This is a genomic window from Enterobacter cloacae complex sp. 2024EL-00227 (assembly GCF_043945315.1).
GTDB classification, from domain to species: Bacteria; Pseudomonadota; Gammaproteobacteria; order Enterobacterales; family Enterobacteriaceae; genus Enterobacter; species Enterobacter roggenkampii.
Genome location: NZ_JBIMQP010000005.1, coordinates 1 through 26876, shown reverse-complemented (window position 1 = coordinate 26876; position 26876 = coordinate 1). Strand labels below are relative to the sequence as shown.

21 protein-coding genes and 2 pseudogenes are annotated in these 26876 nt (G+C 59.7%); 8 read left to right on the top strand and 15 right to left on the bottom strand.

The window, feature by feature from the left end; translation table 11 throughout:
* Position 1 precedes the first annotated feature (1 nt).
* The 7 genes and pseudogenes from ACHH0Z_RS10600 to ACHH0Z_RS10570 all read right to left on the bottom strand — a co-directional run.
* Positions 2-1540, bottom strand: coding sequence for a hypothetical protein (locus tag ACHH0Z_RS10600; protein WP_008501336.1), 1539 nt, complete (start codon positions 1538-1540; stop codon positions 2-4).
* Positions 1537-2790, bottom strand: coding sequence for a hypothetical protein (locus tag ACHH0Z_RS10595; protein ID WP_045409336.1), 1254 nt, complete (start codon positions 2788-2790; stop codon positions 1537-1539). Before ACHH0Z_RS10595 ends, ACHH0Z_RS10600 begins: the two co-directional genes overlap by 4 nt.
* A gap of 10 nt (positions 2791-2800) precedes the next feature.
* The gene (locus ACHH0Z_RS10590) at positions 2801-3730 is read right to left on the bottom strand and encodes an ATP-binding protein (protein ID WP_008501338.1); all 930 of its coding nucleotides are present in this window, start codon (positions 3728-3730) and stop codon (positions 2801-2803) included.
* Between the two features lie 230 nt (positions 3731-3960).
* Positions 3961-4845, bottom strand: a complete 885-nt coding sequence (locus ACHH0Z_RS10585; RefSeq protein ID WP_045409333.1) for a hypothetical protein — start codon at positions 4843-4845, stop codon at positions 3961-3963.
* Complete coding sequence (locus tag ACHH0Z_RS10580) at positions 4845-5582, bottom strand: DUF3944 domain-containing protein (RefSeq protein WP_008501340.1); 738 nt, start codon at positions 5580-5582, stop codon at positions 4845-4847. Before ACHH0Z_RS10580 ends, ACHH0Z_RS10585 begins: the two co-directional genes overlap by 1 nt.
* 218 nt (positions 5583-5800) lie before the next feature.
* Positions 5801-6921: pseudogene (locus ACHH0Z_RS10575) on the bottom strand (JmjC domain-containing protein).
* Between the two features lie 136 nt (positions 6922-7057).
* Positions 7058-7666, bottom strand: a pseudogene (locus tag ACHH0Z_RS10570) (ATP-dependent Clp protease proteolytic subunit); the annotation flags it as partial.
* Positions 7667-7748: 82 nt separating this feature from the next.
* On the opposite strand from ACHH0Z_RS10570, the gene ACHH0Z_RS10565 reads away from it, so the two are divergent.
* Together ACHH0Z_RS10565 and ACHH0Z_RS10560 are read left to right on the top strand one after the other, a co-directional pair.
* Positions 7749-8135 carry a VOC family protein gene (locus tag ACHH0Z_RS10565; protein ID WP_045409330.1) on the top strand — a complete coding sequence of 129 codons (387 nt, stop codon included), beginning with the start codon at positions 7749-7751 and terminating at the stop codon, positions 8133-8135.
* A gap of 179 nt (positions 8136-8314) precedes the next feature.
* On the top strand, positions 8315-8932 hold the full coding sequence (locus ACHH0Z_RS10560; protein WP_021240632.1) for a response regulator transcription factor: 618 nt from the start codon (positions 8315-8317) through the stop codon (positions 8930-8932).
* Positions 8933-8935: 3 nt separating this feature from the next.
* Here the strand turns inward: ACHH0Z_RS10560 and ACHH0Z_RS10555 are convergent, their stop codons facing one another.
* From ACHH0Z_RS10555 to ACHH0Z_RS10535, 5 genes are all read right to left on the bottom strand, one after another.
* Positions 8936-14518: an ATP-binding sensor histidine kinase gene (locus ACHH0Z_RS10555; RefSeq protein ID WP_045409327.1), complete on the bottom strand. Its 5583-nt coding sequence runs from the start codon at positions 14516-14518 to the stop codon at positions 8936-8938.
* Between the two features lie 9 nt (positions 14519-14527).
* A complete protein-coding gene (locus tag ACHH0Z_RS10550; RefSeq protein WP_008501346.1) occupies positions 14528-14908 on the bottom strand; it encodes a response regulator transcription factor in 381 nt (126 codons plus the stop codon).
* 20 nt (positions 14909-14928) lie between these two features.
* Complete coding sequence (locus ACHH0Z_RS10545; RefSeq protein WP_008501347.1) at positions 14929-15192, bottom strand: XapX domain-containing protein; 264 nt, start codon at positions 15190-15192, stop codon at positions 14929-14931.
* The gene (locus ACHH0Z_RS10540; RefSeq protein WP_008501348.1) at positions 15189-15410 is read right to left on the bottom strand and encodes a DUF1427 family protein; all 222 of its coding nucleotides are present in this window, start codon (positions 15408-15410) and stop codon (positions 15189-15191) included. The genes ACHH0Z_RS10545 and ACHH0Z_RS10540 overlap by 4 nt, the downstream gene beginning before the upstream one ends.
* A gap of 61 nt (positions 15411-15471) precedes the next feature.
* Positions 15472-16158 (bottom strand): hydrolase, encoded by a 687-nt coding sequence (locus ACHH0Z_RS10535; protein WP_008501349.1) that lies wholly within the window; start codon positions 16156-16158, stop codon positions 15472-15474.
* Between the two features lie 218 nt (positions 16159-16376).
* On the opposite strand from ACHH0Z_RS10535, the gene ACHH0Z_RS10530 reads away from it, so the two are divergent.
* Genes ACHH0Z_RS10530 through ACHH0Z_RS10515 form a run of 4 tightly spaced genes read left to right on the top strand, consistent with a single transcriptional unit; the run spans position 16377 to position 21123 of the window.
* Positions 16377-18248 (top strand): amidohydrolase, encoded by a 1872-nt coding sequence (locus ACHH0Z_RS10530; protein WP_045409325.1) that lies wholly within the window; start codon positions 16377-16379, stop codon positions 18246-18248.
* Entirely contained in the window at positions 18248-18655 is a 408-nt protein-coding gene (locus tag ACHH0Z_RS10525; RefSeq protein WP_045409323.1) for a DoxX family protein, read from the top strand. Before ACHH0Z_RS10530 ends, ACHH0Z_RS10525 begins: the two co-directional genes overlap by 1 nt.
* A complete protein-coding gene (locus ACHH0Z_RS10520) occupies positions 18652-20271 on the top strand; it encodes an MFS transporter (protein ID WP_045409320.1) in 1620 nt (539 codons plus the stop codon). Before ACHH0Z_RS10525 ends, ACHH0Z_RS10520 begins: the two co-directional genes overlap by 4 nt.
* 30 nt (positions 20272-20301) lie before the next feature.
* Positions 20302-21123, top strand: a complete 822-nt coding sequence (locus ACHH0Z_RS10515; RefSeq protein ID WP_023324094.1) for an alpha/beta fold hydrolase — start codon at positions 20302-20304, stop codon at positions 21121-21123.
* Positions 21124-21164: 41 nt separating this feature from the next.
* On the opposite strand, the gene ACHH0Z_RS10510 is transcribed toward ACHH0Z_RS10515, so the two are convergent.
* The gene (locus tag ACHH0Z_RS10510) at positions 21165-22559 is read right to left on the bottom strand and encodes an MFS transporter (RefSeq protein WP_045409318.1); all 1395 of its coding nucleotides are present in this window, start codon (positions 22557-22559) and stop codon (positions 21165-21167) included.
* Between the two features lie 50 nt (positions 22560-22609).
* A complete protein-coding gene (locus ACHH0Z_RS10505; protein ID WP_045409315.1) occupies positions 22610-23698 on the bottom strand; it encodes a cellulase family glycosylhydrolase in 1089 nt (362 codons plus the stop codon).
* Between the two features lie 185 nt (positions 23699-23883).
* On the opposite strand from ACHH0Z_RS10505, the gene ACHH0Z_RS10500 reads away from it, so the two are divergent.
* Positions 23884-24891, top strand: coding sequence for a LacI family DNA-binding transcriptional regulator (locus ACHH0Z_RS10500; protein WP_045409312.1), 1008 nt, complete (start codon positions 23884-23886; stop codon positions 24889-24891).
* Here ACHH0Z_RS10500 and fosA read toward each other — a convergent pair.
* The gene (fosA, locus tag ACHH0Z_RS10495) at positions 24877-25302 is read right to left on the bottom strand and encodes a FosA/FosA2 family fosfomycin resistance glutathione transferase (RefSeq protein WP_045409311.1); all 426 of its coding nucleotides are present in this window, start codon (positions 25300-25302) and stop codon (positions 24877-24879) included. The two genes, ACHH0Z_RS10500 and fosA, sit on opposite strands and share 15 nt — an antisense overlap.
* A gap of 199 nt (positions 25303-25501) precedes the next feature.
* On the opposite strand from fosA, the gene trpS reads away from it, so the two are divergent.
* The gene (trpS, locus tag ACHH0Z_RS10490; RefSeq protein ID WP_045409309.1) at positions 25502-26503 is read left to right on the top strand and encodes a tryptophan--tRNA ligase; all 1002 of its coding nucleotides are present in this window, start codon (positions 25502-25504) and stop codon (positions 26501-26503) included.
* Positions 26504-26876 lie beyond the last annotated feature (373 nt).

The window sequence follows — 26876 nt, the reverse complement described above, 5'->3', positions numbered from 1 at the left end:
ATCAGACCTCAACACGTTCGGCGACAAGCTGTTGAGCCGGGAGCAACTTATCGATGCGGGTGCACAATGCAGACACCTGAGTGGTGATCTGCTTAACGGTTTCCGGCAATGCACCAAGCTGATCGAAGGCCTCGTTAAAGCGCGTGATGTAGTGCTCCATCTTACGGTTGCCTTCGGAAACGGCGGCCAGACCGAGAGCGATCTCCTTCGTGACGCGCTGAATATAGTTTGTCATAGAGGTGACTTGTTCATTCAGCGTCAGGCTGGTTTCGGAGAATTCATCCATCGCCTGACGTTGAATTTTCGCCGCGGCTTCGGTTCTCTCTTTCACCGTGGTCATGGTTGAATCGATCTGCGAAGACATGTTGTTAACCGACTCGCTGATCTGCGAAGTGGCGGATTCCAGCTGGTTGGCCATCTGCGTCATGTTGCCGCGGAAAGACGCATCCATGCTGGCGATAGCACCGTTAAGGGAGGTTTCTATCTGGCCCATTGTCGTACTGAGCTGATGAGTAGACTCCGCCAGCTTATCGCTCATCTGCTGCACGTTGCGAGTGAAGTCGGCATTCATCTCATTCACTACCTGCGACAGCTCTTGCTTAATGCCGGTCATGACCTCACTAAGTTCGGCACCCAGCGCGGTAACCACTTTTTCCAGGCTCATCGCCGAGCCAGAGACTTGCTGCGAAGCATCACTCATAGTAGTCGCCGCCTGCTGCAGTGCTACCAGGTTCTCTTCACTTTTACGGGTGTAAGTTTCCAGCAGATTGCGCGACTGATTATTAATATCTGCGATCTCTTTTAACGCCGCCAGATGGTATTGATGACGCTGCGCTTCCTGCTCTTCACTGCGTTTTGCCTGCTGACTGAACTCCTCGCGCAACGCGACAGTTTGCAGCGCCATCGCCTCCACCAGACGCTCGGTAGCCGCGTTACGTCCAGCTTCACGCTGCTGCTGCCTGGAAGCATTTTCCTCCGCCTGCAGGGCATATTCTTCGGTCAGGGAGTGCTGCAGTTTGGCCATACACCAGTTGAGACGGCGCTCTTCATAGCCATTTTTCGACTCCCAGATTTTGAGGGCGATAAAGGCAATAATCCCCCAGGTTGAGGTTTTGAATTTCGTGCCCAGGCCCTGCATCATCTCCATCAGGTCGCGCATGGAGGAGTCCATTGCACCAATGCTGTTTCCCGCGTTATGCAAAATGCCGGAAGCTTTATCGAGCGCCAGCCCCAGCCCAAGAAAGGTTCCCAACAGACCAAGGATCAACAGCATACCCGGCATAATGGCGGCTATTTTCTCAGCTTTGGTCGCCAGTGATTGGCTCAGCTCAGCGGCCGATCCCATTTCTGCACTCACCCCCGGCTGAGCAGCCTGTAATCCACTTTGCTCCCAGGCATGCTGCCAGCGCGCTTCCTGCGCATTGCGCCTGACGGAGAGCCAGGTGTAGATTACTGCCAGCAGCATTACGCCGAAAAAGCCCATCTGCAGCGCATCAAAGCCTGGGATCAAAAAGTGGCCAATTTCAGTCAGCAGATTCATGCAACCACCTCGACGAGCAGACCCGCTTCAGTACGTTTCTGGCAATCGGCAGCAAAGATGTTGGCGAAATCGGTAATTAAGCTCTGTTCCTGCTGGGAAAGAGAAGACCAGGCACGATCGTTTTGCGAGCAGTCGATCAGCAGTGCACCCACAATCGCCCCCTGATCGAGCAGATACGCTTTGCCTTCCGCAATCAGCTGCTGTTCTTCTTTTTCGAGCATCTGCAGAAAGCCTTCCGCCGCGTTGACGTAGCTATGGCGCGCCAGTAGATCGTCGCCTAGTTGTTCCAGATCGGCCGTATCACGCGGCAGGGTGATTTTAAGATCGTTCAGCACGCCCACTTCACCCGGTTCAAGTTCTTCGTATTTTAGCGCGCGCACCAGACGGTTATGCAGCAAACGATCTTTCGAAAGCGCGCTGTTTTTCTTCTCCCACTCCTCTTCCAGAAGCTGACGGCTTTTCTCCCATGCAATAATCATCTCTTCGAAGACAAACGGGATAATCGGCTTGCCGAATAGTCTCTGAGTGAGGTTATCCAGACGCAGAGTATCGGCATCGCTAAACTCTGCCTCCTGCTGGATCAGCGCGTTCGCGGCATAAACCATAAAGTGCATATCCGCATCGACATCACTGATGGACTTCACGGCCTGCATACGGGTTTCATAGAAGGCGAGCAGCTTTTGCACTGCACGCAGGCGCAGGAAATACTCGAAGTCCTGCAGCGTATCTCGCTTCACGGCGATATCCACTTCTGCTTTTGCGATAAGATAGCTGTTCACCAGTGCGAAAGCCGACACAGCCTCTTTCTCCTCACCACTCAACTCACCTCCCGCTTCAGCCATAGCCTGAGCATGATGGCGAGCCTCTTCAAGCTCCTGCTCCTCCATTTGTTTCTGGTGGGCGTTTTTACACCAGTTAATGACCCACTCCAGGGCTTTCTGCAGCTTTTTTACCAGCGGCTGTTTATCAAGTTTTTCCAGCCATGCCAGCGCGCGATCCAGCCCTGCCAGCGCGCTCTTTACCCATGGCAATGTGATAAAACCGCCTAGCATCTGAAGAATTTTACGTCCCGTGCCGATATGCGGCTTAATGCGTTGCCACATCTGGCTGACTTTACCAACAAAGCCTTCCGCTTTTTCTGCCATGAAACCGATCGCTTTTCCGGCAATTTCTTTTGCTTTGCTGACGACGGATGAAGCGACATCTCGTACGTACGAGACTGCAGAGCAAATACGACTCCATAAACCCATGATTCAACCCTTAGCTCAAACCGAGCATTTTTTTTGCTGTGTTAATGTGTGGTGGAACGAAAGAGGCCGCGTTCGATATCGCGTCGTAAGCATCACGAATTTGCGCAAGTGCACTTTCAAGATGCTTAAGCGTAAGTTTTTGTTCTGATTCCAGTACGGCTTTAGGTAGCGCCAGGCGCATGGCATTGCGGATATCTCGGCCAGAGAGCCCTTCGGAGAGAGACACGGCGCTTTCCAGCATCGTTTCCCGTGCATCGGCAAGCGGAATAGCGCGCACGAGCAATTTTTCCCAGATGCGAAAACGCTCCTGGCTGCCGGGTAACGTAAAACCAACATGGTGAGAGATACGGCTGAGGAATGCGCTGTCGTAGTTTTTGACGAAGTTGGTAGCAAAGATGACGATACCGGTATGCTTTTCCAGCTCAATCAATAAGGTGGAACGCATCGCGTTTACTTCATTATCAATGCCCTGAGTAACAGATGAGAGACGTTTACCCAAAAGGGTGTCTGCTTCATCAAAGAACAACACGGCCTCTTCCTCCGTGGCCTGACGGAAAAGAGCAGCGATATTTTTCGCGGTTTCACCCATAAATTTGCTTTCGAGATCGGCAATACTGACAACCATAATCTTGCGCTTAAGCGAACCTGCCAGCGCCTCTGCCGTCAGGGTTTTGCCGGTTCCTGGTGGGCCAAAAAAATTCAGCACGATCCCGTTCCCCATAGGGTCGACCGCTGCGAATTCCCATTCCACGTAAATTTTATGGAAGTGGTCAATTTTGGCTCTGGCTTCATCAAGCTGGGCAATGACCTGCGTCGTCAGCGCCACATCGTTTTCTAGCGTAAAACGGGGAATAACCGCTGATGCAAACGCCTTATTTTCTTCACCGGCTGCTTTCTCCAGGCCCTGCGTAAATTGCGGTCGAATTCGTCCCAGAGACATGTATTACCTCATTATGGGCTGTAGGAAATTTGAATTAAGTTGCTGGTGCAATATTGGTTAACGGCAGGAGCGTCGAAAACTCCAATGATATTTCCTACCGTTTCGAGCAGACCTACCAATATTGGTCAGTGAAGAGAAAATAGAGGATGGGACTGACAAAATGTGTCAGAAAAAAATATGCTTCAAGAAATAAGAAGAATACCTGGAAAAAGTTCCAGGCATCATCATGATTACGCTTTAAGAGGAAGGGGGGCGATGGAAACCAGCTCCTGGAGCAGTAGCGCGTTATCTTCCGATTTAAATAACAGACGCAAATCTTCCTGCTTACGGGTAAAGGCAAGCGACTGTGGCTCAACGCGACCGCTGATGCTCTCCTTAACTTTGCTATTACACCACTGGCGATAATGTTCCAGCGTGGCAGCATAGCGGCGTGAGTTTTCGCGCATCAGGTGCTCTGCCAGCCTGAATTTTCCGTAGCGATCGCAAAGTTGGCTCTCAATGTAGATCGCTTTTGGCACCAGATCGAGCATGAGAGTAATGAAATCCAGAACCTGTTCTAAATGCCTGTCGCTGAGTTTATCGGCAAAGGAGAACAAGTTATCAATAAACGAGAGAACCTCGTTGCGTTCATTGCCCATTCGGACAATGAGGTGTGCCGCAACGTCATGCGTCTCATCCACCAGCGTGCGATCCAGCAACATAACGCGAGCAGACTCCACGACGCCAAAGTAGCGGGACAGTTTATCCATGTAGAAAATAACATTCTGCGCGTGCACATCTTCGGAGATCAGATCCATGCTCTGCTGCAGTTGATCAATTTTTTTCGACAAATACATGGTTTGTACCACCATTGCCCCCACGATGATCCCCGTGGAGACGCCGACTGCAGCCAGCTGAACGGTCTGTGCCATTTGTATAAGTTGTTTGATGTCGCCAATCGAGGCCGTTTCCAGCACCACCTCTTTTAGCGGAAGGTGTTGAGCGATCCCGCTTTTACCGGACATGGCGTGCCAGTACGCTACCCCATCACGAATAATGACGTGCCCGGTTTCCAGCGCGCTTTGAACCTCTTTGTACACATTCACCCAGTCGATAGTAAGCAACGTTTCCTTCATCAAAAGAAATCTCCACCTTTGTTTAGCATTTGCTGGCGCATGGCAGCAATTTGCACCACGGCAGGCAGCGTAACGCGAAACGCCGGGCCGCTGATGGCCGGGATAGTCAGTAACGCCGTAATGGCCATGCCGATCGGACCGGCAAAAATCCCAATCGCGCGTACCAGTCCCGCATTGGCGGCCAGCGCCAACCCCCTGCCCAGCACCGCTTTCGCTACGGCATTCGCTACGATCATCGCCACCTGGTAGGACATAAATCCGCCCATACGGATTGCGGTGATGATTGCCGTCAGTGCCGCACCACTAGCAAGATTCCCGTCAATTTTGAGTTCGCGACGGATGTTGCGGCGCTCTTCCTCATTCATTTTATCCCAGGAGTCAGTGAATAATTTTGCGAGAAGGGCCTGCTCAATATCGACAGTATCCGCAGAGAAATCGGTTTTAACGGAGAGTTTCTTGCATACGTCCGTCAGGATTTCTTTATAAAGCACGCCGTTACCACGGAAGAGGTTAACAAAGGTATCGCCACCGAAATGTTGTAGCTCCGCCCCGATGAGTTGCCAAACCTGCTTATAGTTTTTACCTGCATCCTGAAATGCTTTCTCACCCGTTAAGGACTCAGTGTAACGCGTCGACCCGTCTTTATCCGTGGTGAGATAGTTAACCAATACTTCCAGCATCTCGTTGTCTGAGTAGCGAAGTAGCTCCAGGTCTTGATCTGTTCTGTATTTTCCCATTATCTCTTACCAGCCGAAGGCTATTTTCAGTTTTAATTGCGTAATTATTAAGGGTGCCTGATAGGTGTTAACGGCATTTGCAGAAAAAACTGCAATGAAAACCCTTCTCTTTTTAGGTAGTACAAGAATAACCGCAGGTAATGACAGAACATGTCAGCGGAAAGCAGAAAAAAACGGCCTTAACCCGAAAGCTAAGGCCGTATTGACGGTAAACGTCACTACTCGTCGAAGTACCAGTATCCCTGGTTAATCAGCCCGGTAAGCTCTTCTACAAACGCCGGGTTTTTCAGCGCATCGCCCAGCTCGGCCTGGCCCAGTTCGGTGTAGCGGCACAGCGCATCCGCCGCCTTCGCGTCAACCGTCTCGAGCTGTTCGCTGTTGATGAAGAAGCTGCCGTTGATATTCAGCACGCGCAGCCCGCTCAGGCGAGACAGCGTTTCGCCGCCCTGCAGCGCGTCCAGCACCTCTTCCGGCGCATACGGCGGCTCGGCGGCGGCGATATCAAGCTCGTGGCGCGGCGTGGAGACAAAGCTGCCGAACCATTTTGTGAAATCATCCGGCTTGCCGATCATGTCGATCATCATCTGACGGATGCGATCGAGCTCGTACTGCTCCACGCGGCCCGGGTGTTCGCGGCAGGTCAGATCCGGATCGCTGTAGTGCTCGCCGCCCAGATCGTTTTCCAGCGCGTAGTCGGCGAAGCTGCTGATCAGATCGCGACCGTTCGGCCCGCGGAAGCCGACGGAGTAGTTGAGCGCCGTTTCATGGGTAAATCCGTCGTGCGGGAATCCAGGCGGGATGTAGAGGATATCGCCCGGGGCCAGATCTTCGTCAATAATCGGCTCGAACGGATCCACATGCAGCAGCGCCGGATGCGGGCAGAACTGACGCATCGGCAGCTTGTCGCCCACGCGCCAGCGGCGGCTGCCCATCCCCTGAATGATAAACACGTCGTACTGATCGATATGCGGGCCCACGCCGCCGCCCGGCACGGAGAAGGAGATCATCAGATCGTCCAGACGCCAGTCCGGCAGAACGCGGAACGGACGCACCAGCTCCGCGGCGGGCATATGCCAGTGGTTCACCGCCTGCGCCAGCAGCGACCAGCCGGTTTCGCCCAGATCGTCGAAGTGCTCAAACGGACCATTGCTGGCCTGCCATTTGCCGTTGAAATGGCTCACCAGACGGCTATCGACCTCCGGCTCCATCGCCAGCCCTGCCAGCTCGTCCGGGGTAATCGGATCGACAAAATTCGGGAAGGCATTTTTCAGCACAACGGGTTGTTTTGCCAGTATTTCTCAAGAAATTCCGGCCAGTTCAGGTTCAGTTGATACGCCATGGGTAGCACCAGTGAGAGGGGAAACAGGCGCGATTATAGGTAAGAAAGCAGAGGGGGAACTTGTCATGGGTCAAACGAGGGCGTGTAGGTCGGGTAAGGCGTAGCCGCCACCCGACACGTACACGGCGGTAAAAACTTAGTCCAGCTTCAGCTCGTCATAATGGGTGATCAGCTTGCCCACGATGCCGTAGTCCAGCGCTTCCGCCGGGGACATCCAGAAGTTGCGGTCGGTGTCTTTTTTCACTTTTTCCAGCGGCTGGCCGGTGGCGTCAGCGATCAGCTTGTTCACGCGATCCAGCATGCGGATGATCTCGCGCGCTTCGATCTCAATATCCGTCGCCTGACCGCGCACGCCGCCCAGCGGCTGGTGGATCATAAAGCGGGTATTTGGCAGCGAGTAGCGGTGCTCTTTTTTCGCGGCCAGGAAGATGGTGATCCCGGCGCTCGCCACCCAGCCGGTGCCGATGACGTGCACTTCCGGGCGAATGAATTTGATGAAGTCGTGGATGGTGTCGCCCGCTTCCACATGGCCGCCCTGGCTGTTGATGTACAGCTTGATCGGATCGTTGCTGACGCTTTGCAGCAGGATCATCTGGGTGATCACTTTCTGCGCCAGCTCCTGGTTGATCTCACCGGAGATCACAATCGAACGGGACTCCAGCAGTTTTTGCTGCAGAGCGCCCGCGCCGTTTGACCCTTCCGCTTTATCCTTGTCGCTTTCTTTCAGTGTGTAGTGCATTGTCTTTTCCTCAGCTTGTCGCGCTCAAAACCAGAGTGTAGCCTGTTTTACCGGTGAAAGTCCTCACCGACACATCACGAGGGAACTTATGCATATTGCCCATGTTGCACTCTGGACCCGCAGCCTGAACGCCCAGGTTCAGTTCTGGGAAACGGTTTTTAATGGCCGCAGTAACGAACGCTACGTCAGTAAAAATCGTCCGGGGTTTGAATCACACTTTATTACGCTGGATGACGGTCCGACCATCGAGCTCATGACGCTGCCGGAGCTGCCCGACGCCCCGCTGCACCCGGAGTTTATCGGCTGGGCGCATATCGCCATCAACGTCGGCAGCAAGGCAAAAGTGGACAGCATGGCCGAGCAAGCCCAGGCCAACGGCACGCTGCTCAGCGCTCCGCGCCTGACCGGAGACGGCTTTTATGAGGCGGTGATCGCGGACCCGGACGGCAACCGCATTGAGCTTGTCGGTGCATAAAAACAGCGTTTCGTTCCTTCACCGCCCCCGCCCCGGCTCGCTATACTTCATACGGTTATCATATTGTTAAATGATAATGATAGTTAATGTGTTAAGATGAAAGGCAGCATAAACAGTCTCTTACGTCGCCGTAGTGACTGTTTGCATCCTCGACATGTCAATCAGCACCGGGGCGGTGAATGGAACACATTGTGTATGTGGTAGATGACGATGACGCCGTCAGACAGTCCGTGATCGGGCTGCTGGACTCGGCAGGCCTGAACGCCATCGGCTTTTCATCGGCAGAAGCGTTTCTGCAATACCGCTTTGAGGATCTGCCGTCGTGCGTGATCCTCGATATGCAAATGCCCGCCATTTCGGGTTTTGAGGTAGCAGACGCCCTCAAGGAAAGCGGGCGCGAAATCCCGATTATTTTCCTCACCGGCCACGGCACCATCCCGATGTCGGTGCGCGCCATCAAAGGCGGCGCGTACGAATTCCTCACCAAGCCCGTCGAATCTAACGCGCTGATCGACGCCATCGAATCCGCACTGCAGCTGGCGGAAAACAACGCCGAGCGCAATAAAGAGCACTACGCCCTGAAGCAGCGCCACATGTCCCTCACGCCGCGCGAGCACGAGGTGCTGACGCTGGCGATAAGCGGCATGCTGAACAAGCAAATTGCCGCCGAGCTGGGCGTCAGCGAGATCACGGTGAAGGTGCACCGCCGCCGCGTGATGGAAAAAATGCAGGTGCGCTCCGTGGCCGAGCTGGTCAGGGCCGTTGAGCGCCTGACCAAAAGCCAGCCCGCGGAGTAACGTTTACGCTTCCTGCGCGGCCAGCGGCAGCGCGAAGGCAAATTCCGTGCCGTGCGGCTCCCGGCGGCGCGCGCTTAGCTTCCCGCAGTGGCGCTCGATAATGCTGGCGCTGATGGTCAGCCCCATCCCCATTCCCTGCGGCTTGGTGGAATAGAACGAGTCAAAAATCTGCTCCAGCCGCTCGGGCTCAATGCCGCTGCCGGTGTCGGCGATCTCAACGATCACCTTCCCGTCCGTGTTGCTGGTGCTGAGGGTGATGGTGCTGGCACGCTCCTTCACCTCGGCCATCGCCTCTACCGCGTTCATCACCAGATTCAACAGCACCTGCTGGATCTGCACGCTATCGCCGGTGATAAAGCTGTCGCTGGCGTTCAACAGATAATCAACGCTTATGTGTCGCTGCTCCAGCTCGCTGCGCGAAAGCGTGATGATATGGTGGATCAGGGAGTGCATGTCGATGCGCGAGAAGGTGGGATCCTGCTTGCGCGTCAGGGACTGAATGCTGCGAATGATCTCCCCCGCCCGCGCGCCTTCGGCGGCGATCTCCTCCAGCCCTTCCCGCACTTTATCCAGCCGGGCGGGCTCGCGGTTGAGCCAGCGCAGGCTCGCTCCGGCGTTCGAGACGATCGACATCAGCGGCTGGTTGATCTCATGGGCGATGGAGGAGGTCAGCTGTCCGACGGTGGTGGCCCGGGACACCCGCGCCAGATCCGCCTGCGCCACCCGCATGGCATCCTCCGCGGCGCGCTGGCTGGTGATATCGGTGATGATGCCGTAATACTCGTTCACCTCGCTGCCCACGCCCACCGGATCGCCAATGCCGAGGATGTAGCGCGTTGAGCCGTCGGGACGCTTAACGCGAAACTCCGCGCGCATCGAGAGCCCGTCGCGCACGCTTTGGGTAACAATGGCGCTGATGCGGGCGTAATCGTCCTCATGGACGAAGGTCAAAAACTCCGCCATGGAGATCGTCTTTTGCTGCTCGGGCAGGCCGAGAATGCGGGCGTACTCGTCCGAGACAAACATCAGATCCTGCTCCAGCTCCCAGCGCCAGCTGCCTGTGTGGCTGATCTGCTCACCCAGCATCAGCGAGGTCTGGCTGGCGCGCAGCTCTTTCTCCACCCGGCGGCGCTGGATGTTCTCCGCCAGCAGCTCGGCGTACAGCCGCGCCGTCTCCAGGGAGACCGCCGCCTGCGCGCCCAGCAGGCTGACCACGCGCGAGTGCTCGGCGGTAAACACTTCCGGCATCAGCCGGTTTTCCAGGTACAGCACGCCCACCAGCCGCGCCTGTTTGAACATCGGGACGCACATAACGGCCGCTCCCGAGGTCACCAGATAGGGGTCCTGACTGAAGGGGTGAAACTCCTCCGGCCTGCCGGTGCGGATCTCCTGCCCGGTGCGGATCACCGCCGCGAGTACCGACAGCGGCAGGTCGGTCGCCGTCGGCACGTCTTTCAGGATCCGCACCCGCACGCCGTCGGTGCTGGTCCAGGCGCTGGCCTCGATCTCCGGAATCAGGCTATCGCTCACGCGAAGCAGCAGGCCGCGCTGCGCCCCGGCGCGTTCGAGGAGGATCGTCATCAGGTTTTCGATTAAGCGCTCAAGGTTGATCTCTTCCGACAGCGCGCGGGAGGCTTTGATGACGCTCTGCAGATCGCGGATGGTCTCGTTCTGGGCGAACGCTACCGTGTCATAGGCGCTCGCCTGCCCGGAGGCCAGCAGGTGCGGGAAATCCTGCTCCATCTGGCGCACCTTGGCCTGCGCGCCCGCCCGGCCCCAGGCGGCAATTGCGCCGCGGAAGTGTGCGTCTGAGGCGGTTGGATAGCCGCAGGCCAGCGCAAAGCGGCCCGCCAGCTCGTGGGCCAGGGCATTAATCGGATTAAATCCGCCCTCGCGGGAGAGCCGGACCGCCTTCTCGTACTGCTCAAGCGCGATGCTGTTCATCCCGTCCAGACGCACGATTTCGGCGTAGATCAGCGCCTCTTTATCCGCGAACGTGCCGGGATTAATGCGCGCCCAGAGGGCGATTTTGTCGTAGTGGGCGTGAATGCTGCGGCGGTGGTTCGCCGAGAAGGTCTCCGGCGTCAGCTGACGCGAAAGCGCCAGCGCGCTGTAGAGATGGTAATCCAGCAGATGGATGTGCCCCGGCGCGGACCACGCGTACCACCCCGCCATCTCCAGATCCGCCTGCGCGTCGGCGTACTCGCCGCAGGTAAAGTGCGCCATGCCGCGATAGAGCCAGTACCAGAACAGCATGGTGGAGGTCTGCTCCGGGGCCTGCTCCGGCGACGCGGGAAGCAGCGCCTCGGGCAAGACCTGCGACGCGGTCCAGGTGCCGATGACCGGCGTGCGCAGGAACTCAACGTAGCCGCGCTGCACCATCAAAATGCTTTCCACGTCCTGGAAGTGGGTTTTACGCACGAACGCCAGGCCGCGATCGATGCTGGTCATCACCCCGTCCAGGTGATCGCCCCGGGAGAGGAAGTTGATCACCTGGTGGCAGGCCGCAAAGCAGGCCATCGTCATATCCCCGTGGGTGACCGCCGCGCTGAAGCAGGCTTTCGCGCACTCGATGGTGAACGACAAAGGCTGGGTCCAGACGCTGAGCTGGTCGAGCGGCAGCAGGGTCTTGGCTTCAAAGGCATCGTAGCCGTGGCGGGTCACCAGCTCGCGGGCCAGCGTGCCGTACTGAAACCCGAGGCGATACTCGGCGTAGCGGTGGCCCATCAGCACGCCAAACCAGGCCATCGCCGTGGTGGAGGCGCCGGTGATGCCGTGATCGAGGGTCAGGTGCATCATGCGGCAGAGCAGTAAAAAGTGCAGGCGCGGGCAGATGAAGCTGGCGCAAATGCTGGCGCTGTAGAGCAGGTTCATCACCGCTTCCGTTTCCGGGTTCTCCATCCGCGAGAGCGGGGCAAAGAGATGTTGCGGCGCGTCATTTGCGCGGTTGCAAAAGCGTTCCCAGGCCTCGTCGCAGTCGGCATCTTCCGGATAGCGGCCAATCTGGATGCCAAACACCCCCAGCCAGCAGAGCGCCGCCTCCAGCGCCAGACGGCTGTCCGACTGACGAATGTAGACTTCCACCAGCAGGTTGGCCGCCAGCGCTTTTTCGGTCAGCCCGCCGGGGCAGCCGAGGATGGCGTCACACAGCTCGCGGGTCCGCTCCAGGTGCCCCAGCGCAAACTCGCAGTCCGCCTCTTCGATATCGAGCATAAAGTCCGACACCGTCCCGGCGTTGCCCAGCGCTCGGGCGGTCTGGATATAGCTCAGCGCCGAAAGATAATCTCCCGAACGCTTCGCGCGTCGCGCGGCCAGCAGGCTCAGCTCGCGGAACCTCTGGCGCTGCGGAGCGGGCTGGATGCTGTCCAGCGCGGCCGTGACGTGATGTACGGCGCGGAACAGCAGCTCATTCCCCGCCGCCTGGCGCGCGGCGTCGGCCAGCAGGCTGGCGGTGGTCAGGTGAAGATGGCTTTTCTCATGCCGATCCAGCAGCGCAAAGGCGGCCTCCTGCACCCGGTCGTGGGTAAAGGAGTACGCTTTCTCCGTCAGCACGATAAGCTGCGCCATCACCGCCGGGTGCAGCGCATAGCGCATTTCCGCCATCGACAGGCCGACCACGCGGCACATCATCTCCATCTCTCCCGTGCCGCCGAGGCAGGCGATGCTGCCCAGCAGGCGGCGCGTCTCGTCGGGCAGCTCTTCGAGCTGCTCCAGCACCAGGGTGACGACGTTTTCGGTGTAATGCCGGGCGCGGATCGCCTGCAGATCGTAGTGCCACTTGTCCTGGTATTTGTTATGCACCACCAGCCCGTCGTCGACGATGCGGCGGAAAAATTCATGCACAAAAAGCGGGTTGCCGCCCGTCTTCTCGTGGATCAGGGTGGCAAGGTCGGTCGTCGCCGCGCTGCGGGTGCGAAACACCGTTGCCAGCCAGCGCGCCACGGCTTTAACCGAGAGCGCCTGCGGGACAATCTCGCTCGCGTCCTGTGCCGCCTCCGGCAGGCTCGCCAGCTGCTGTTGCAGCGTGGGGTCGGACAACGAGCCGATATCGCGGTGAGCGACAACCACCAGCAGCGGGATGGCGCCGCAGTTCACCAGCAGCGCGTTGAGCGTTTGCAGGCTGGCGGCGTCGCTCCACTGAAGATCGTCCAGCACCAGCACCAGCGGGCAGCCCTGCGAGGCAAAGGTTTTCACCAGCGCCAGCACCATATGGCTGAAGCGCGCCCGGGCATCAATAGAAAACGTATCCGCCGAGAAGCGCGGCTTGCTCTCAAGCAGCAGGCCCAGCTCGGGCACCAGGCTGACGGCCAGTTCTTCATAGCCTTCAAGGGCGCGCGAGAGGCGGATTTTCCACTTCGCCACCTCGTCTGCCGGCAGCCCCAGCAGGTGGAGCGTCAGGGTGCGGAACGCGGAGCTTAATACGCCGTAGGGCAGCGACGGTGAAAACTGATCGACTTTGCCCACCGCCAGCAGCACCGTGCGCTGCTGCAGCGTTTTAAGCGCCGTCGCAATGATCGAGGATTTGCCGATCCCCGACGGCCCGCCGATGGTCACCAGCTCCGGCACGCGGTTCTGCCCCACCCGCTCAAACGCGGCAATGACGTCGTTCGCCTGCGGATGGGTCGCGAACAGGGAGTCCGCCAGATGGATCGCCGGGGTGCGGTCCTGCTGGCCGGGGGTAAAGGCGACGATGTCGCCCTCGCAGGTCAGCGTCGCCTGGCAGCGGCGGAGGTCGGCAATCAGCCCGTCGACCGTCTGGTAGCGGTTATCGGGGTGCTTTTCCAGCAGCTTCAGGATGATGGTCGACAGCATCCCCGGCACGTCCGGGCGTATCGCGTCCGGGGCCAGCGGCGCCGAGGCGATGTGGTAATGCGCCCAGTTGGTCTGGTCGTCCTCTCCCAGCTCAAACGGCAGGCGGCCGGTCAGGAGTTCATACAGCACCATGCCGAGGCTGTAGAGATCGCTGCGGTTATCCACGGGACGCTGGGTGCGGGAGGTGTGTTCCGGCGACATCCACGCAGGCGTACCGCCTGAAACCGCAAGCCGGGTCTGGGAGAAAGCATCGGAGAGCGTGCAGGAGAGGCCAAAGCTGCCCAGACGGCAGGTGGCATCGTGCTGAACAAAAATGCTGCCGGGCTTGATATCGCCGTGGATCAGGTTTTGCAGATGCATCTGGCGCAGAGGGACGCAGATCTGGATCGCCAGCTCGATAAAGCGCGCGATCCCCGAGATCGCCCTGCCCGCGCGCCGCGCCAGCAGCTCAAAGGAAAACGGGGCGTACACCAGCGCGAAGCGTCCCCGGTACTGGGTGGAGGCGACGGCGCGAATGGCCCAGCTGTCCTGCAGCATATCGCGCAGCGCAAACTCGTTTTTCAGCAGCCGGGTGGCACGCTCTTCCTCTTCGTCGCTGACCGCGGTGGCGATAATGAACGAGCCGCCGGAATGAGGATGTCGCGCGTGCATCCAGGCGATTCCGCCCTCCTGCGCCAGCACGGTAAAAATCACATCCTCTTTAAGGACAAAAACCCGCCCCTGGTGAAGATTCCCCTGGGCGGGCCAGAATGCAGGCTGCTCGTTTTCGTTCATCCGCGATCCTTATTGTCGGCGGGCCAGCTCCCGCTGGATATGATCCAGCAGAATATCGATGTTAATGGGCTTACGCAAAAAAGCAGCGGCGCCCAGACCGAGAGCGTACCGCTGCATATTTTCATCAGCATGACCGGAGATAAAGAGCACGGGCGGCGGCGGTACGGCCAGCAGCCGCAGCTTGTCAAACAGCTCAAGGCCGCTCATGCCCCGCAGCTTGATATCGGTGATCACCAGCGCCGCGCCGGACAGGGCGAGCGGATGGCTCAGAAATACCTCTGCCGAATCAAACGTATCGGTCGAATAGCCTTCCGACTCCAGGAGATTACTCAACCCGCTGCGGACGGAACGTTCGTCATCAATGATGGCAATGCGCCACGGCAGCGTCATGCTGTTCTTCCTCTAACCAGTCATTTAACGTCGCGGGTATCCTTCGCGGGCGCAGGGGGCGCCGTGCCGCTGATTTTCGGTACGCATTCGTGACGAAACCAGGCGAGGGTAAGCGGTTCGCGACTCAGTAAACGCCGTCCCACCGGGATGAGCTGTTCACCCACCAGCATGCCAAACAGGCCAAGCAGGGCGACAACCGGCGGCGCCGGGGAATGGACGTCGAGCAGAGCGTAAATTACCCCAGCACCCACGCCGCACACCAGCGAAATTATCCATGCTTTCATGACGACGCTCCCGTCTGCGAACTGGCCTGCGGAACGATCGCCTGAGGCGGCGGCGCGCCGTCGCGGGATAAGAGATGGCGCGTCGCCTGTTCACCCGCCAGCATCCCCAGCAGGCCAATCAGCGCCAGCGCGGGCGGCGCGGGGGAGCGCACCTTCAGCACGGCATACATCAGGCCAATCAACACGCCTGCCGCAAGGGATATCAGCCCAGTACTCATCGTGAACTCCAGAGAAAGAGACAGCGGCGAGCCGGATGAGGGACCAGCCCGCCAGCGGGACTTAGCGAGCCGGGACCGGCGCTAAAGTACGGTGCTCGCTCTTCTGGCGAGACGGCGCTTTGTGCACCATGGTGTAGGCGTAATCCACGCCCATGCCGTACGCGCCGGAGTGCTCGCGCACGATGTCCATCACCGCGGTGTAGGTCTCTTTCCGCGCCCAGTCGCGCTGCCACTCCAGCATCACCTGCTGCCAGGTCACCGGGATCACGCCCGCCTGGATCATGCGCTGCATCGCGTAGTCGTGGGCTTCTTTGGAGGTGCCGCCGGACGCGTCCGCCACCATATAAATTTCGTAGTCGCCTTCCAGCATCGCGCACAGGGCAAAGCTGTTGTTGCACACTTCGGTCCACAGACCGGCCACCACCACCTTCTTCTTGCCGTTGGCCTTCAGCGCGTCGCGCACCTTCTGGTCGTCCCAGGAGTTCATGGAGGTACGCTCCAGGATGTCCTGGCCCGGGAACACGTCCAGCAGCTCCGGATAGGTGTTACCGGAGAAGCTTTCGGTCTCAACGGTGGTGATGATGGTCGGGATGTTGAACACCTTAGCCGCTTTCGCCAGCGCCACAGTGTTGTTTTTCAGCACCTGACGGTCAATCGACTGCACGCCAAACGCCATCTGTGGCTGGTGATCGATAAAGATGATCTGACAGTTCGCAGGGGTTAACACTTCGAGCTTTGAAGAGGTCATAGCATTTTCCAGTGGTTAAGGGTAGAAATCGCCGCGAGCGCCGCGACGATAAAGTCACCTTCATCCTGCGGTTTTCTCTCTCCGCGCGTAATTATCTCTTCGTATAGTTAACCTTAGGTATAGTTATACTTTGGTATACCTATCCTATTGTATAACTGGATCTTTGCCGAAACCGGTTCCCATAATCCTGACCATTCCCCTCTCAGTCAGGAGCAGTTATGGTTACCCTCGGTAAAGCCGATCTCATTCTGGTTAACGGCCAGTTTCACACCGTCGATCGCGAGAATCCCGTCGCGGAAGCCGTTGCCGTGCGCGACGGAAAATTTCTGGAAGTGGGTACCGTCGCCGAGGTGATGCAGCACCACGGCGACGGCACCAAAGTGGTCGACTTAAAAGGCCACACCGCCATCCCCGGCCTGAACGACTCGCATCTGCACCTGATCCGCGGCGGGCTGAACTACAACCTCGAGCTGCGCTGGGAAGGCGTGCCCTCCCTGGCCGACGCCCTGCGGATGCTGAAAGAGCAGGCCCTGCGCACCCCGTCGCCGCAGTGGGTGCGCGTGGTGGGCGGCTGGACCGAGTTCCAGTTTGCCGAGCGCCGCATGCCAACCCTGGACGAAATTAACGACGCCGCGCCGGATACCCCGGTCTTCATCCTGCACCTGTACGACCGCGCCCTGCTCAACCGCGCCGCGCTGAAGGTGGTCGGCTACACCAAAGACACGCCAAACCCGCCGGGCGGCGAGATCCAGCGCGACGCCAACGGCAACCCGACCGGGATGCTGATTGCCCGTCCGAACGCCATGATCCTCTACGCCACGCTGGCCAAAGGGCCGAAGCTGCCGCTGGAGCAGCAGGTCAACTCCACCCGCCAGTTCATGCGCGAGCTCAACCGTCTGGGGCTGACCAGCGCCATCGACGCGGGCGGCGGCTTCCAGAACTACCCGGAAGATTACGAGGTGATCGCCGAGCTGCACGAGAAAAAGCAGATGACCATCCGCATCGCCTACAACCTGTTTACCCAGCGTCCGGGCCACGAGCTGGAAGACTTTGAAAAATGGACCGACATGCTCACGCCGGGCCAGGGCAGCGACTTCTTCCGCCACAACGGCGCGGGCGAGATGCTGGTCTTCTCTGCCGCCGATTTTGAAGATTTCCTCGAGCCGCGCCCGGACCTCGCGCCGGGCATGGAGGACGAGCTGGAGCGCGTGGTGCGCCATCTGGTGGAACACCGCTGGCCGTTCCGCCTGCACGCCACCTATAACGAATCCATCAGCCGCATGCTGGACGTCTTCGAGAAGGTGAACCGCGACATTCCGTTCAACGGCCTGCACTGGTTCTTCGACCATGCGGAAACCGTCACCCAGGCCAACATCGACCGCATCAAAGAACTGGGCGGCGGCATTGCCGTGCAGCACCGCATGGCCTTCCAAGGGGAGTACTTTGCCGAGCGTTACGGCATCGAAGCCACCCGCCACACGCCGCCGGTGGCGAAAATGCTCGAGACCGGCGTGCCGGTGGGCTTAGGCACCGATGCCACCCGCGTGGCGAGCTACAACCCGTGGACCGCGCTCTACTGGCTGGTCTCCGGCCGCACCGTCGGCGGGATGCAGATGTACGATCACAGCGCCCGTCTGGATCGCGATACCGCCCTGATGCTCTGGACCCAGGGCAGCGCGTGGTTCTCCAGCGAGCAAAACCTGAAGGGGCAGATCAAGGTCGGCCAGCTCGCGGACCTGGCGGTGCTGAGCAAAGACTACTTCCGCGTGCCGGAAGAGGAGATCAAGGGCATCGAGTCCGTCCTGACGGTGGTCAACGGCGATATCGTTTACGCCGCGGGCAGCTTTGGCCCGCTCGCGCCGCCGGCCATCCCAGTCCTGCCCGAGTGGTCCCCGGTGGTCAAGGTGCCGGGTCACTACCGCAGCGCGCCGCCGCAGGCCGCACGCGTCGGCATGAGTATGGTTCACCACTGCAGCGGCCCGTGCGGGGTTCACAGCCACCAGCATGACTTCGCCCGCACGTCAGCGATGCCGGTGTCCGACGATAACGCTTTCTGGGGGGCGCTGGGCTGCAGCTGCTTTGCATTCTGATGAAAAACACCTTTGCTCCGCCCCGGGTCGACCTGGGGCTGTTCTTCCTGCGCCTGACCGGCAGCCTGCTGCTGCTCTACGTGCACGGCCTGCCGAAGGTGCTGCACTTCAGCGAAGAGCTGACGCGCATTGAAGATCCGTTCGGCTTCGGGCCTTACGCCAGCCTGATCCCGGCGATTGTTGCCGAGGTGGTTTGCCCGCTGTTGATCATTGCGGGCGTCTACACCCGCCTGGCGTGCCTGCCGATCATCGCCGTGCTGCTGGTGGCGATGCTGGCGGTCCACCCGAACTGGTCGATTGCCGAAGGGCAGTTTGGCTGGCTGCTGCTGATTATCTTCACCACTCTCGCCCTCACCGGGCCGGGCCAGTGGCGGCTGCAGCGTAGGGCAACGGAGAGGTTCGCATGACCCAGGTTAACGACGTTCGCGACGCACACGTCGAGACGACGCCCGCACCGACGGTTTCGCCGTGGCAGCCGCTGAGCCAGCCGGTGTTCCGCATGCTGTGGATCGCCACGGTGGTCTCTAACGTCGGCTCATGGATGAGCGACGTCGGCATCAACTGGAGCATGCTGACCCTGAGCGCCGATCCGCTGGATATCGCGCTGGTGCAGGCGGCCAGCAGCCTGCCGATGTTCCTCTTCGCCCTGCCGTCCGGGGTGATGGCGGACATCGTCGACCGACGTAAATACCTGCTCTTCTCCCAGCTGTGGGTATTCATCGCCGCCGCCGGGCTGACGGCGCTCTCCTTCACCGGACACGTCACCCCCACCGTGCTGCTGGTGGCGACGTTTCTGCTGAGCGTGGGGGCGGCGATGAGCTCGCCGCCGTTCCAGGCCGTGGTGCCCGATCTGGTGAGCAAGCCGGAGCTGGGCGCCGCCGTGGCGCTGAACTCGCTCGGGGTGAACATCAGCCGGGCGATTGGCCCCGCGCTGGGCGGTTTCCTGCTGTCGCTCGCCGGGCCGTGGATGGTGTTTGCCCTGAACGCGCTGTCCGTGGTGGGCGTGGCGTGGGTGCTGTGGCGCTGGCGTCCGGCCCCGTCCATTCAGCGTCTGCCGCCGGAGCACTTTTTCTCGGCGGTGCGCACCGGCATCCGCTACGTGCACGCCGCCCCGGTGCTGCGCAACGTACTGGTGCGCACCGTGGCGTTCTTCGTTTTCGGCAGCGCGGGCTGGGCGCTGCTGCCGCTGGTGGCGCGCCGCGAGCTGGGTTTAGGCCCGGCGGGCTACGGCGTGATGCTGGCGTGCATTGGCCTGGGCGCCATTGCCGGGGCCATCCTGCTGCCGCGCCTGCGCCAGCGGCTGAACGCCGACCGTCTGATGGTAGCCGCGAGCCTGGTCTTTGCCCTTACCATGCTGGCGCTGGCGTTTGTGCGCCACGTCTGGCTGCTCAACCTGTTTGAGTTCTTCACCGGCTTCGCGTGGATTGCGGTGCTCTCGACGCTGAACCTCGGCGCCCAGCGCAGCGCCGCCCGCTGGGTGAAGGCCCGCGCGCTGGCGGTCTACCTGACGGTGTTCTTCGGCTCGATGACCACGGGCAGCGCCATCTGGGGGCAGATTGCCTCCCGGTTCGGCACCCCGACCGCGCTGGTGGTCGCCACGCTGGGGATGGTGCTGGCGAGCGCCACCGTGTTCCGCTGGAAGCTGGAGAAAGATCCTGATTTAAACCTCGACCTGAGCGGCCAGCCGCTGGACGGCGTGGAGATTGAGCTGCCCAACGAACGTGGCCCGGTGCTGGTCTCGCACGAGTACATCATCGACCCGCACAACGCAAAAGCCTTCCTGGAGGCGGTCCACGAGCTGCGCCGGGTGCGACGCCGCGCCGGGGCGATGAGCTGGGCGGTATACGAAGATATTGAGCGCCCCGGCCTGTTTATCGAGACCTTCCTGATGGGCTCCTGGATTGAGCATCTGCGCCAGCAGGAGCGCCACACCATGAATGACCTCCTGCTGCAGAGCCGCGTTCTGGCTTTTCATCAGGGCACAACATCACCGGCAATTCGTTATCTGGTCGCGCCGGTATAACCCTAACCATCACCTGTACAGGAACACACTATGGCAACGTTTAAGGCAAAAGACGGCACGCAGATTTACTACAAAGAAGGCGGCGCGGGCAAACCGGTTCTGTTCAGCCACGGCTGGCCGCTGGACGGCGACATGTGGGACAGCCAGCTGAACTACCTGGCCGAGCGCGGCTTCCGCGCCATCGCCTTTGACCGCCGCGGCTTTGGCCGCTCGGATCAGCCGTGGAACGGCTACGACTACGACACCTTTGCGTCCGACATCAACGACCTGATCACCACCCTGGACCTCCAGGACGTTACGCTGGTGGGCTTCTCCATGGGCGGCGGCGACGTGACCCGCTACATCAACAACTACGGCAGCGCGCGCGTGGCCGGTCTGGCGCTGCTGGGCGCGGTGACGCCAATCTTCGGCAAATCCGACTCCTTCCCGCAGGGCGTGGATCAGAGCGTGTTCGACGGCATTCGCGACGGGCTGCGCAAAGATCGCGCCCAGTTCATCAGCGACTTCGCCACCCCGTTCTACGGCATCAACGCCGGACAGACCGTTTCCGCCGGTGCCCTGACCCAGACGCTGAACATCGCCCTGCTGGCGTCGCTAAAGGGCACCATCGACTGCGTGACCGCGTTCGGCGAAACCGACTTCCGCCCGGATATGGCGAAAATCGACGTGCCGACGCTGGTGATCCACGGCAGCAACGACCAGATCGTGCCGTTTGAAAGCACCGGCAAGCTGGCGGCAGAGATGATCAAAAACGCCACGCTGAAGGTGTACGACAACGCGCCGCACGGCTTCGCGCTGACCCACCAGGATCAGCTCAACGAAGATCTGCTGGCGTTTGTGAAGGCGCTGTAAGTCTTTAAAAGCGAAGCCTGATGGCGCTTCGCTTATCAGGCCTACAAGGGCTGGTCCTGTAGGCCGGGTAAGGCGCAGCCGCCACCCGGCGCTTTCGCAGACGCGTTCCGCTCCGCCAGCAGCCGACAAATCTCCGCGTGCTTCTCCTCGGTAAAGGTAAAGCGCGACATAAAGCCCATGCGGATCAGCGAGCCAATCGCCGGCAGCAGACAAATCCCGAAGAACAGCCCCGACAGCACGCCTTGGCTCTGAATTTGCGCCTGCGGCACGTAGCCGATCATCGTCAGAAACACGCCGATTAACCCGCCGCCCACCGCCACCGACATCTTGCCGGTAAAGGTCTGCCCGGAGAAGGTGATCGCCGCGCAGCGCTTGTGGGTGTGGTACTCCGCGTACTCGATGGTGTCGGCAATCATCGACGAGGTGAGGATGTTGGTCATCATCACGAACAGCGTGCTCAGGCCGAGCAGAATAAACAGCATCGTCACCTGCTGATACCCGACAAACCACATCACCACGCGCACCGCCACGTCCAGCCCGCAGAGGATCATAAACAGCTTCCGCTTCTGCATCCGGCGCGTCAGCATCGGGGCGACCAGGCACAGCACCGCCGCGACTATTCCCATCACGCCAATCGCCATCTGCAGGCTGCCGTCGCCCAGATTATTGATAAAGAAGTAGATATACAGCCCGCCCGCCACGTTGTGGAACACGCAGAAAAAGAACGACAGCAAGACGATAAACAGCGGCTTGTTCTGGCGCAGGTTGTGGAAGGTGTCGCGGATGGTCACCTTTTCCGGACTCGGCGGCACGCGCTCTTTGATCTGCATAAAGCCGTTAAGCATCAGCGGCAGGCCCACCAGCATCATCACCAGCGCCGCCATAAAGTAGCCTTTATCGTTGCTGTACTGGGCGAAGAACGCCGCCAGCTTCGGGAAGAAGATGTTGGCGCAGGCAATGCCCGCGTTCACCCCGAGCATCGCCGCCGTCACCGCGCGGGTGCGCTGGCCGGAGTCGTTGGTCATCACCGACGACATCGACCAGAACGGGATATCGGAGATGGCGTACAGCGTCCCCCACAGGATATACGTCACCCCGGCGTAGAGGATTTTGGTGGTCATGTCCGCTTCGATTTTATAGAACGACAGCAGCGTGACGCCGGTGATCAGCAGCGGCGCGATCAGCAAAAAGTGGCGAAACTTGCCGAACCGGCTGTTAATGGTATCCATAATACTGGCAAACAGCGGATCGTGAACCGCGTCCCACGCGCGGGCAATCAGGAAGATGGTACTGGCCGCCAGCGCCGAGATCCCCAGCACGTCGGTGTAAAAATAGTTAATAAACGAACCCACTAAACCAAAGCTAAAACACTGACCTAAACCATAGCCAAAATAAGACCACAGCTCGCGAGACGGTATTTTCATTGTCATTGCCATTGTTATATGCCTGCCTGGTTGCCCGGCGGTCGGCCGCCGGGTCGATATTATTAGTCCTGCGCCTGCGGGGCGATCTTGCGCAACTGCTGCATCAGGGCGATTTCACGGCGCGAGAACGGAATACCGTTCTCCTCGAACACGTCGTGGAACCAGAGGCGGCAGTAGTCCGTGGACTCCTTCATCACCACCGGCCACGGCAGCCACGTCTGGGTTTTGCCGCGCACCAGCCCCCACTGATACGGTGCGACCTTCGCCGCGTACATCAGCGGAAGCTGCTCCTCGATGGTGCTGCCCACGTGGCGCGCCAGCCATTCGGTACAGAACATCGGTCGTCCGAGCTGTTGCAGCTGCTGGATAATCGCCGTCATGCGGCCAGTGTGGGTGTAGGCGTGGAAGCTCACCACGTCCGAGAGCGCCAGCGCGGTCTGGTCCAGCGGATGCTGAAAGAACGTCTCGCCCTCCTCTTCCGGCGGCAGACGCCACGCGCAGACGGTGAGCGGCTGGGTTGGGTCTTCTTCACGCACCCACTGGAACGCCAGCTTCATCAGCGCGTGGGCGCAGGTCTCCAGCTTCGCGTCGTACTGCACTTCCTGCGTGCCGGTGGCGAAAATGCCGCGGTTGCCCGGCTCGTTGTAGAGATCCCACAGCAGCACGCGCCTGTCGTCGCGGTACTGGCGTACAACGTCGCGGATATAGCGTTCAATGTCTGCCCAGCAGTCGGGATCGCACACCTTGTCGCGCCCCGGGCTCGCCGCCGCCTGGCTGTTGTGCTTGCCCGGTACCGGCGGCTTTTGCGGGCCGAGGTACGGCTCGTCGCCGGAGAAACCGCAGTCGTCCATCAGGGTCAGCATGGTGCTGAAGCCGCGGCCGTCGGCAATCGTCAAAAAGCGGTCGATGCGCGCCATCAGCCCGTCGCGGTCGTGCTCCCAGACGATAAACGGCAGGTTGATGCGCAGGGTGTTGTAGCCCGCCTCCGCCGCCCAGCCCAGCTCGCGGTCAATCGTCCCGGCGTCGAAGGTCTCTGCCTGCCAGATATCGGTCCAGTTCACCGCCGTCGACGGCAGATAGTTAAACCCGCACAGCCAGCCTTTTTGCTGATACCACGCCTGTGCCTGCTCCCTGCTCCACTGCTCTTTCATTACGCGTCCTCTTACTGATAATATTTAGCTAATAAATATTAGTTGCAGGATAAATGCGCAAATCACGGCGTTTAGAAAAGCGACGGCCCTCACAAAGTTCACGCTTCGATGAATGAGAAACGTGATCGACGGCGCTAAAGCGTGCGGTTAGGGTATGATGCGAATTCGCGAAAGGGAGAGGACGGATGAAGCGAAAAACGAAAGTGACGATGAACGATATTGCGCGGGCGGCAGGGGTGTCGCAGGCGACGGTATCGCTGGTGCTTAACCAGTCCCGCAACATCAAGCTCAGCGACGATACCCGCCAGCGGGTGATTAACGTGGCTACCGAGCTCGGCTACGACCGCCTCCCCGCCGTACACGCCCCGCGCAACCAGGAAGAGATCGCCCTGCTGGTGAGCTCCATGCAGAGCTTCGACCCGTTTATCGACGCCATCAGCCAGGCGCGGGAAGCGTCGTGGCGCAACGAGACTCTGCTCACCGTCTACGACTACGGCGACGACATCGAGCTGGCGCTGAACATCATCCGCCAGCTGGAGAAGCGCAACTGCATCGGGATTGTCCTCGCCTCACCGGTCACCACGCTGGTGGACATGACGGCCTTCCAGGACTGCACCCGCATCCCGCTGGTGCTGCTCAACCAGCGCGACCCCGGCTCGCCGCTGCTGCCGTCGTTTATCCCGGACGACTACGCCAACGCCTTCCAGGTCACTAAACACCTCATCGCCTGCGGGGCCACGCGCATCGCCCACATCACCGGGGAGAGCTGGATGGAGGCCTCGCGCCAGCGTCTGGCGGGCTACCAGGCGGCATTACAGCAGGCCGGACTCGCGTGCGACGACGGCCTGGTGCGCCAGACCAACTGGCAGTTCAGCGAGTCCTTTACCGCGACGACCTCTCTGCTGGAACTGGCCGAGCGCCCGGACGCCATCTTCTGCGCCAGCGACTGGCTGGCGATTGGCTGCTATCAGGCGCTGGCGGTGAACGGCGTGCGCATCCCGCAGGACATGCTGCTGGCGGGCTACGACGACCAGAAGATCTCCGAGCAGCTCACCCCGCCGCTGACCAGTATCCAGCTGCCCTACAGCGAGCTGGGACGGCTGGCGGTGGAGTACCTGTGCAATCAGGAAGATGCCGCCACGCACGTGACGCTGGCGGGCAGGCTGAAGGTGCGCGCCTCAAGCCACGTCTGAGGTAAACACCATCCCCGCGTAGGGCTTCTCGCGACACGCCGCCAGCCGCGCGGCGAGGCTGCCCACGTGCAGCTCCAGCTTGTGCCCGTCCGGGTCGAGAAAATAGTACGACGCTCCCTCGCTTTTGTTCTGCTTCCAAACGGTGACGCCCGCCTGCTCCAGCCTGTGCGAGAATGGCCCAAAATCTTCTTCCGTGACGGTAAACGCGTAGTGGGTGTAGTCGCTCTCCTGCGGCGGCACGTACCGGCGCGCCTCGTCGTACGACAGGCAGACCCACAGATCGCCGCAGGTGAGATAGGCCCCGGTATTCCAGCGGGCGTGCAGCGTCAGGCCCAGCAGCGCGTGCCAGAAGGTGACGCTTTTTTGCAGGTCGCTGACCGCGAGGGTCAGGTGGTTGAGAGATTGCAGCATGACGTGCCCTTTTGTTTTTCGCGCCGGACGTGATACGGTAAAGAGATGAACATAAACCACGCCGTGCTCACCGTAAACCGCTGGTGGCTGCCTTCGTAAAGGCGGCACGGAGTAGTTTTCCCCATTTTCAGATAGCCGCCGAAAGGCGGCTTTCTCACATCTAAGACCCCTTTCGGCATTACAACGTTAAGGAGTCTTTATGAACGCACCAACCATCCTCACCGGCGACCGCCCAACCGGCCCGCTGCATCTTGGCCATTTCGTCGGATCGCTGCGCCAGCGCGTGGCGCTCCAGCAGACGCACAGCCAGTTTGTGCTGATTGCCGACCTTCAGGGGCTCACCGATAACGGCAGCAACCCGCAGAAGATCCGCGATAACATCCCCGAAGTGCTGGCCGACTACCTCGCCGCCGGTATCGACCCGAACCTGACCACGATCTGCCTGCAGTCTGCCCTGCCCGCCCTCGCCGAGCTGACGATGCTGTATATGAACATCGTCACCGTCGCCCGCGTGGAGCGTAACCCGACGGTGAAAAACGAGATTGCGCAGAAGGGCTTCGCCCGCTCGCTGCCGGTCGGGTTTATGGCCTACCCCATCAGCCAGGCAGCGGACATCACCGCGTTCAAGGCCGAGTGCGTGCCCGTCGGCGACGACCAGCTGCCGATGATTGAGCAGACCAACGAGATTGTGCACAAGATGAACAGCCTGCTGCCCGCCCCGGTGCTGCGCCACTGCAAGGCGATGCTGAGCGACACCAGCCGCCTGCCCGGCATCGACGGCAGCGCCAAGATGTCGAAATCGCTGGGCAACACGCTGCACCTTTCGGCCAGTGAAGAGACCATTCACCGTGCGGTCAGCGCCATGTACACCGACCCGAACCACCTGAAGGTGAGCGACCCGGGGCAGATTGAGGGGAACGTGGTGTTTACGTACCTCGACGCGTTTCATCCGGACAAGGAGAAAGTGGCGGCGATGAAGGCGCACTATCAGTTAGGCGGGCTTGGGGACCGGGTTTGCAAGAACGAGCTGGAGGGGTGTTTGCAGGAGCTGATTGCGCCGATGCGGGAGCGGAGGGCGATGTATATGCAGGACAAGGGGGAATTGATGGCGATGCTGAAGCGCGGCACGGAACGGGCGCAGGGGGTGACGCAGGAGACATTGAGGGAGGTGAAGGTTGGGCTGGGGGTGCCGGTGTTTTGAAAGTGTGAGTTAAGAGAGAGTTAGCGGTGGAGTGTATGGTACTGGCATGAAGCCGCTAACTCGTTTATTACGAAAATAAGCAAGGCGCAATAAATTCTTAAATGCATTATTAGCCATTGTTGTTTGTTATTCTATTAAGAGCGCTATATTCATAGACTCTTTTTTTAACCGTCTCGGCAAATGCTATGGGCAAGTTTATTATTTACATGCTACATATATTATTCTGTGGTTATGTACTGGCTACATTGACCTGCCCCCACGATTAGATACAACACTCAGTTAGTAACGTCGGAATCTTCATTCTCAGAATGACCCTTTCTCCAGCCCGCTGCAAATTCAGACGGTGTCTGATAATTCAGCGTGGAGTGCGGGC

Coding starts and splice junctions, on each gene's coding strand:
- ACHH0Z_RS10600 (WP_008501336.1), bottom strand. CDS start 1,540: ATGAATCTGCTGACTGAAATTGGCCACTTTTTGATCCCAGGCTTTGAT.
- ACHH0Z_RS10595 (WP_045409336.1), bottom strand. CDS start 2,790: ATGGGTTTATGGAGTCGTATTTGCTCTGCAGTCTCGTACGTACGAGAT.
- ACHH0Z_RS10590 (WP_008501338.1), bottom strand. CDS start 3,730: ATGTCTCTGGGACGAATTCGACCGCAATTTACGCAGGGCCTGGAGAAA.
- ACHH0Z_RS10585 (WP_045409333.1), bottom strand. CDS start 4,845: ATGAAGGAAACGTTGCTTACTATCGACTGGGTGAATGTGTACAAAGAG.
- ACHH0Z_RS10580 (WP_008501340.1), bottom strand. CDS start 5,582: ATGGGAAAATACAGAACAGATCAAGACCTGGAGCTACTTCGCTACTCA.
- ACHH0Z_RS10565 (WP_045409330.1), top strand. CDS start 7,749: ATGCATATTGCCCATGTTGCACTCTGGACCCGCAGCCTGAACGCCCAG.
- ACHH0Z_RS10560 (WP_021240632.1), top strand. CDS start 8,315: ATGGAACACATTGTGTATGTGGTAGATGACGATGACGCCGTCAGACAG.
- ACHH0Z_RS10555 (WP_045409327.1), bottom strand. CDS start 14,518: ATGAACGAAAACGAGCAGCCTGCATTCTGGCCCGCCCAGGGGAATCTT.
- ACHH0Z_RS10550 (WP_008501346.1), bottom strand. CDS start 14,908: ATGACGCTGCCGTGGCGCATTGCCATCATTGATGACGAACGTTCCGTC.
- ACHH0Z_RS10545 (WP_008501347.1), bottom strand. CDS start 15,192: ATGAAAGCATGGATAATTTCGCTGGTGTGCGGCGTGGGTGCTGGGGTA.
- ACHH0Z_RS10540 (WP_008501348.1), bottom strand. CDS start 15,410: ATGAGTACTGGGCTGATATCCCTTGCGGCAGGCGTGTTGATTGGCCTG.
- ACHH0Z_RS10535 (WP_008501349.1), bottom strand. CDS start 16,158: ATGACCTCTTCAAAGCTCGAAGTGTTAACCCCTGCGAACTGTCAGATC.
- ACHH0Z_RS10530 (WP_045409325.1), top strand. CDS start 16,377: ATGGTTACCCTCGGTAAAGCCGATCTCATTCTGGTTAACGGCCAGTTT.
- ACHH0Z_RS10525 (WP_045409323.1), top strand. CDS start 18,248: ATGAAAAACACCTTTGCTCCGCCCCGGGTCGACCTGGGGCTGTTCTTC.
- ACHH0Z_RS10520 (WP_045409320.1), top strand. CDS start 18,652: ATGACCCAGGTTAACGACGTTCGCGACGCACACGTCGAGACGACGCCC.
- ACHH0Z_RS10515 (WP_023324094.1), top strand. CDS start 20,302: ATGGCAACGTTTAAGGCAAAAGACGGCACGCAGATTTACTACAAAGAA.
- ACHH0Z_RS10510 (WP_045409318.1), bottom strand. CDS start 22,559: ATGGCAATGACAATGAAAATACCGTCTCGCGAGCTGTGGTCTTATTTT.
- ACHH0Z_RS10505 (WP_045409315.1), bottom strand. CDS start 23,698: ATGAAAGAGCAGTGGAGCAGGGAGCAGGCACAGGCGTGGTATCAGCAA.
- ACHH0Z_RS10500 (WP_045409312.1), top strand. CDS start 23,884: ATGAAGCGAAAAACGAAAGTGACGATGAACGATATTGCGCGGGCGGCA.
- fosA (WP_045409311.1), bottom strand. CDS start 25,302: ATGCTGCAATCTCTCAACCACCTGACCCTCGCGGTCAGCGACCTGCAA.
- trpS (WP_045409309.1), top strand. CDS start 25,502: ATGAACGCACCAACCATCCTCACCGGCGACCGCCCAACCGGCCCGCTG.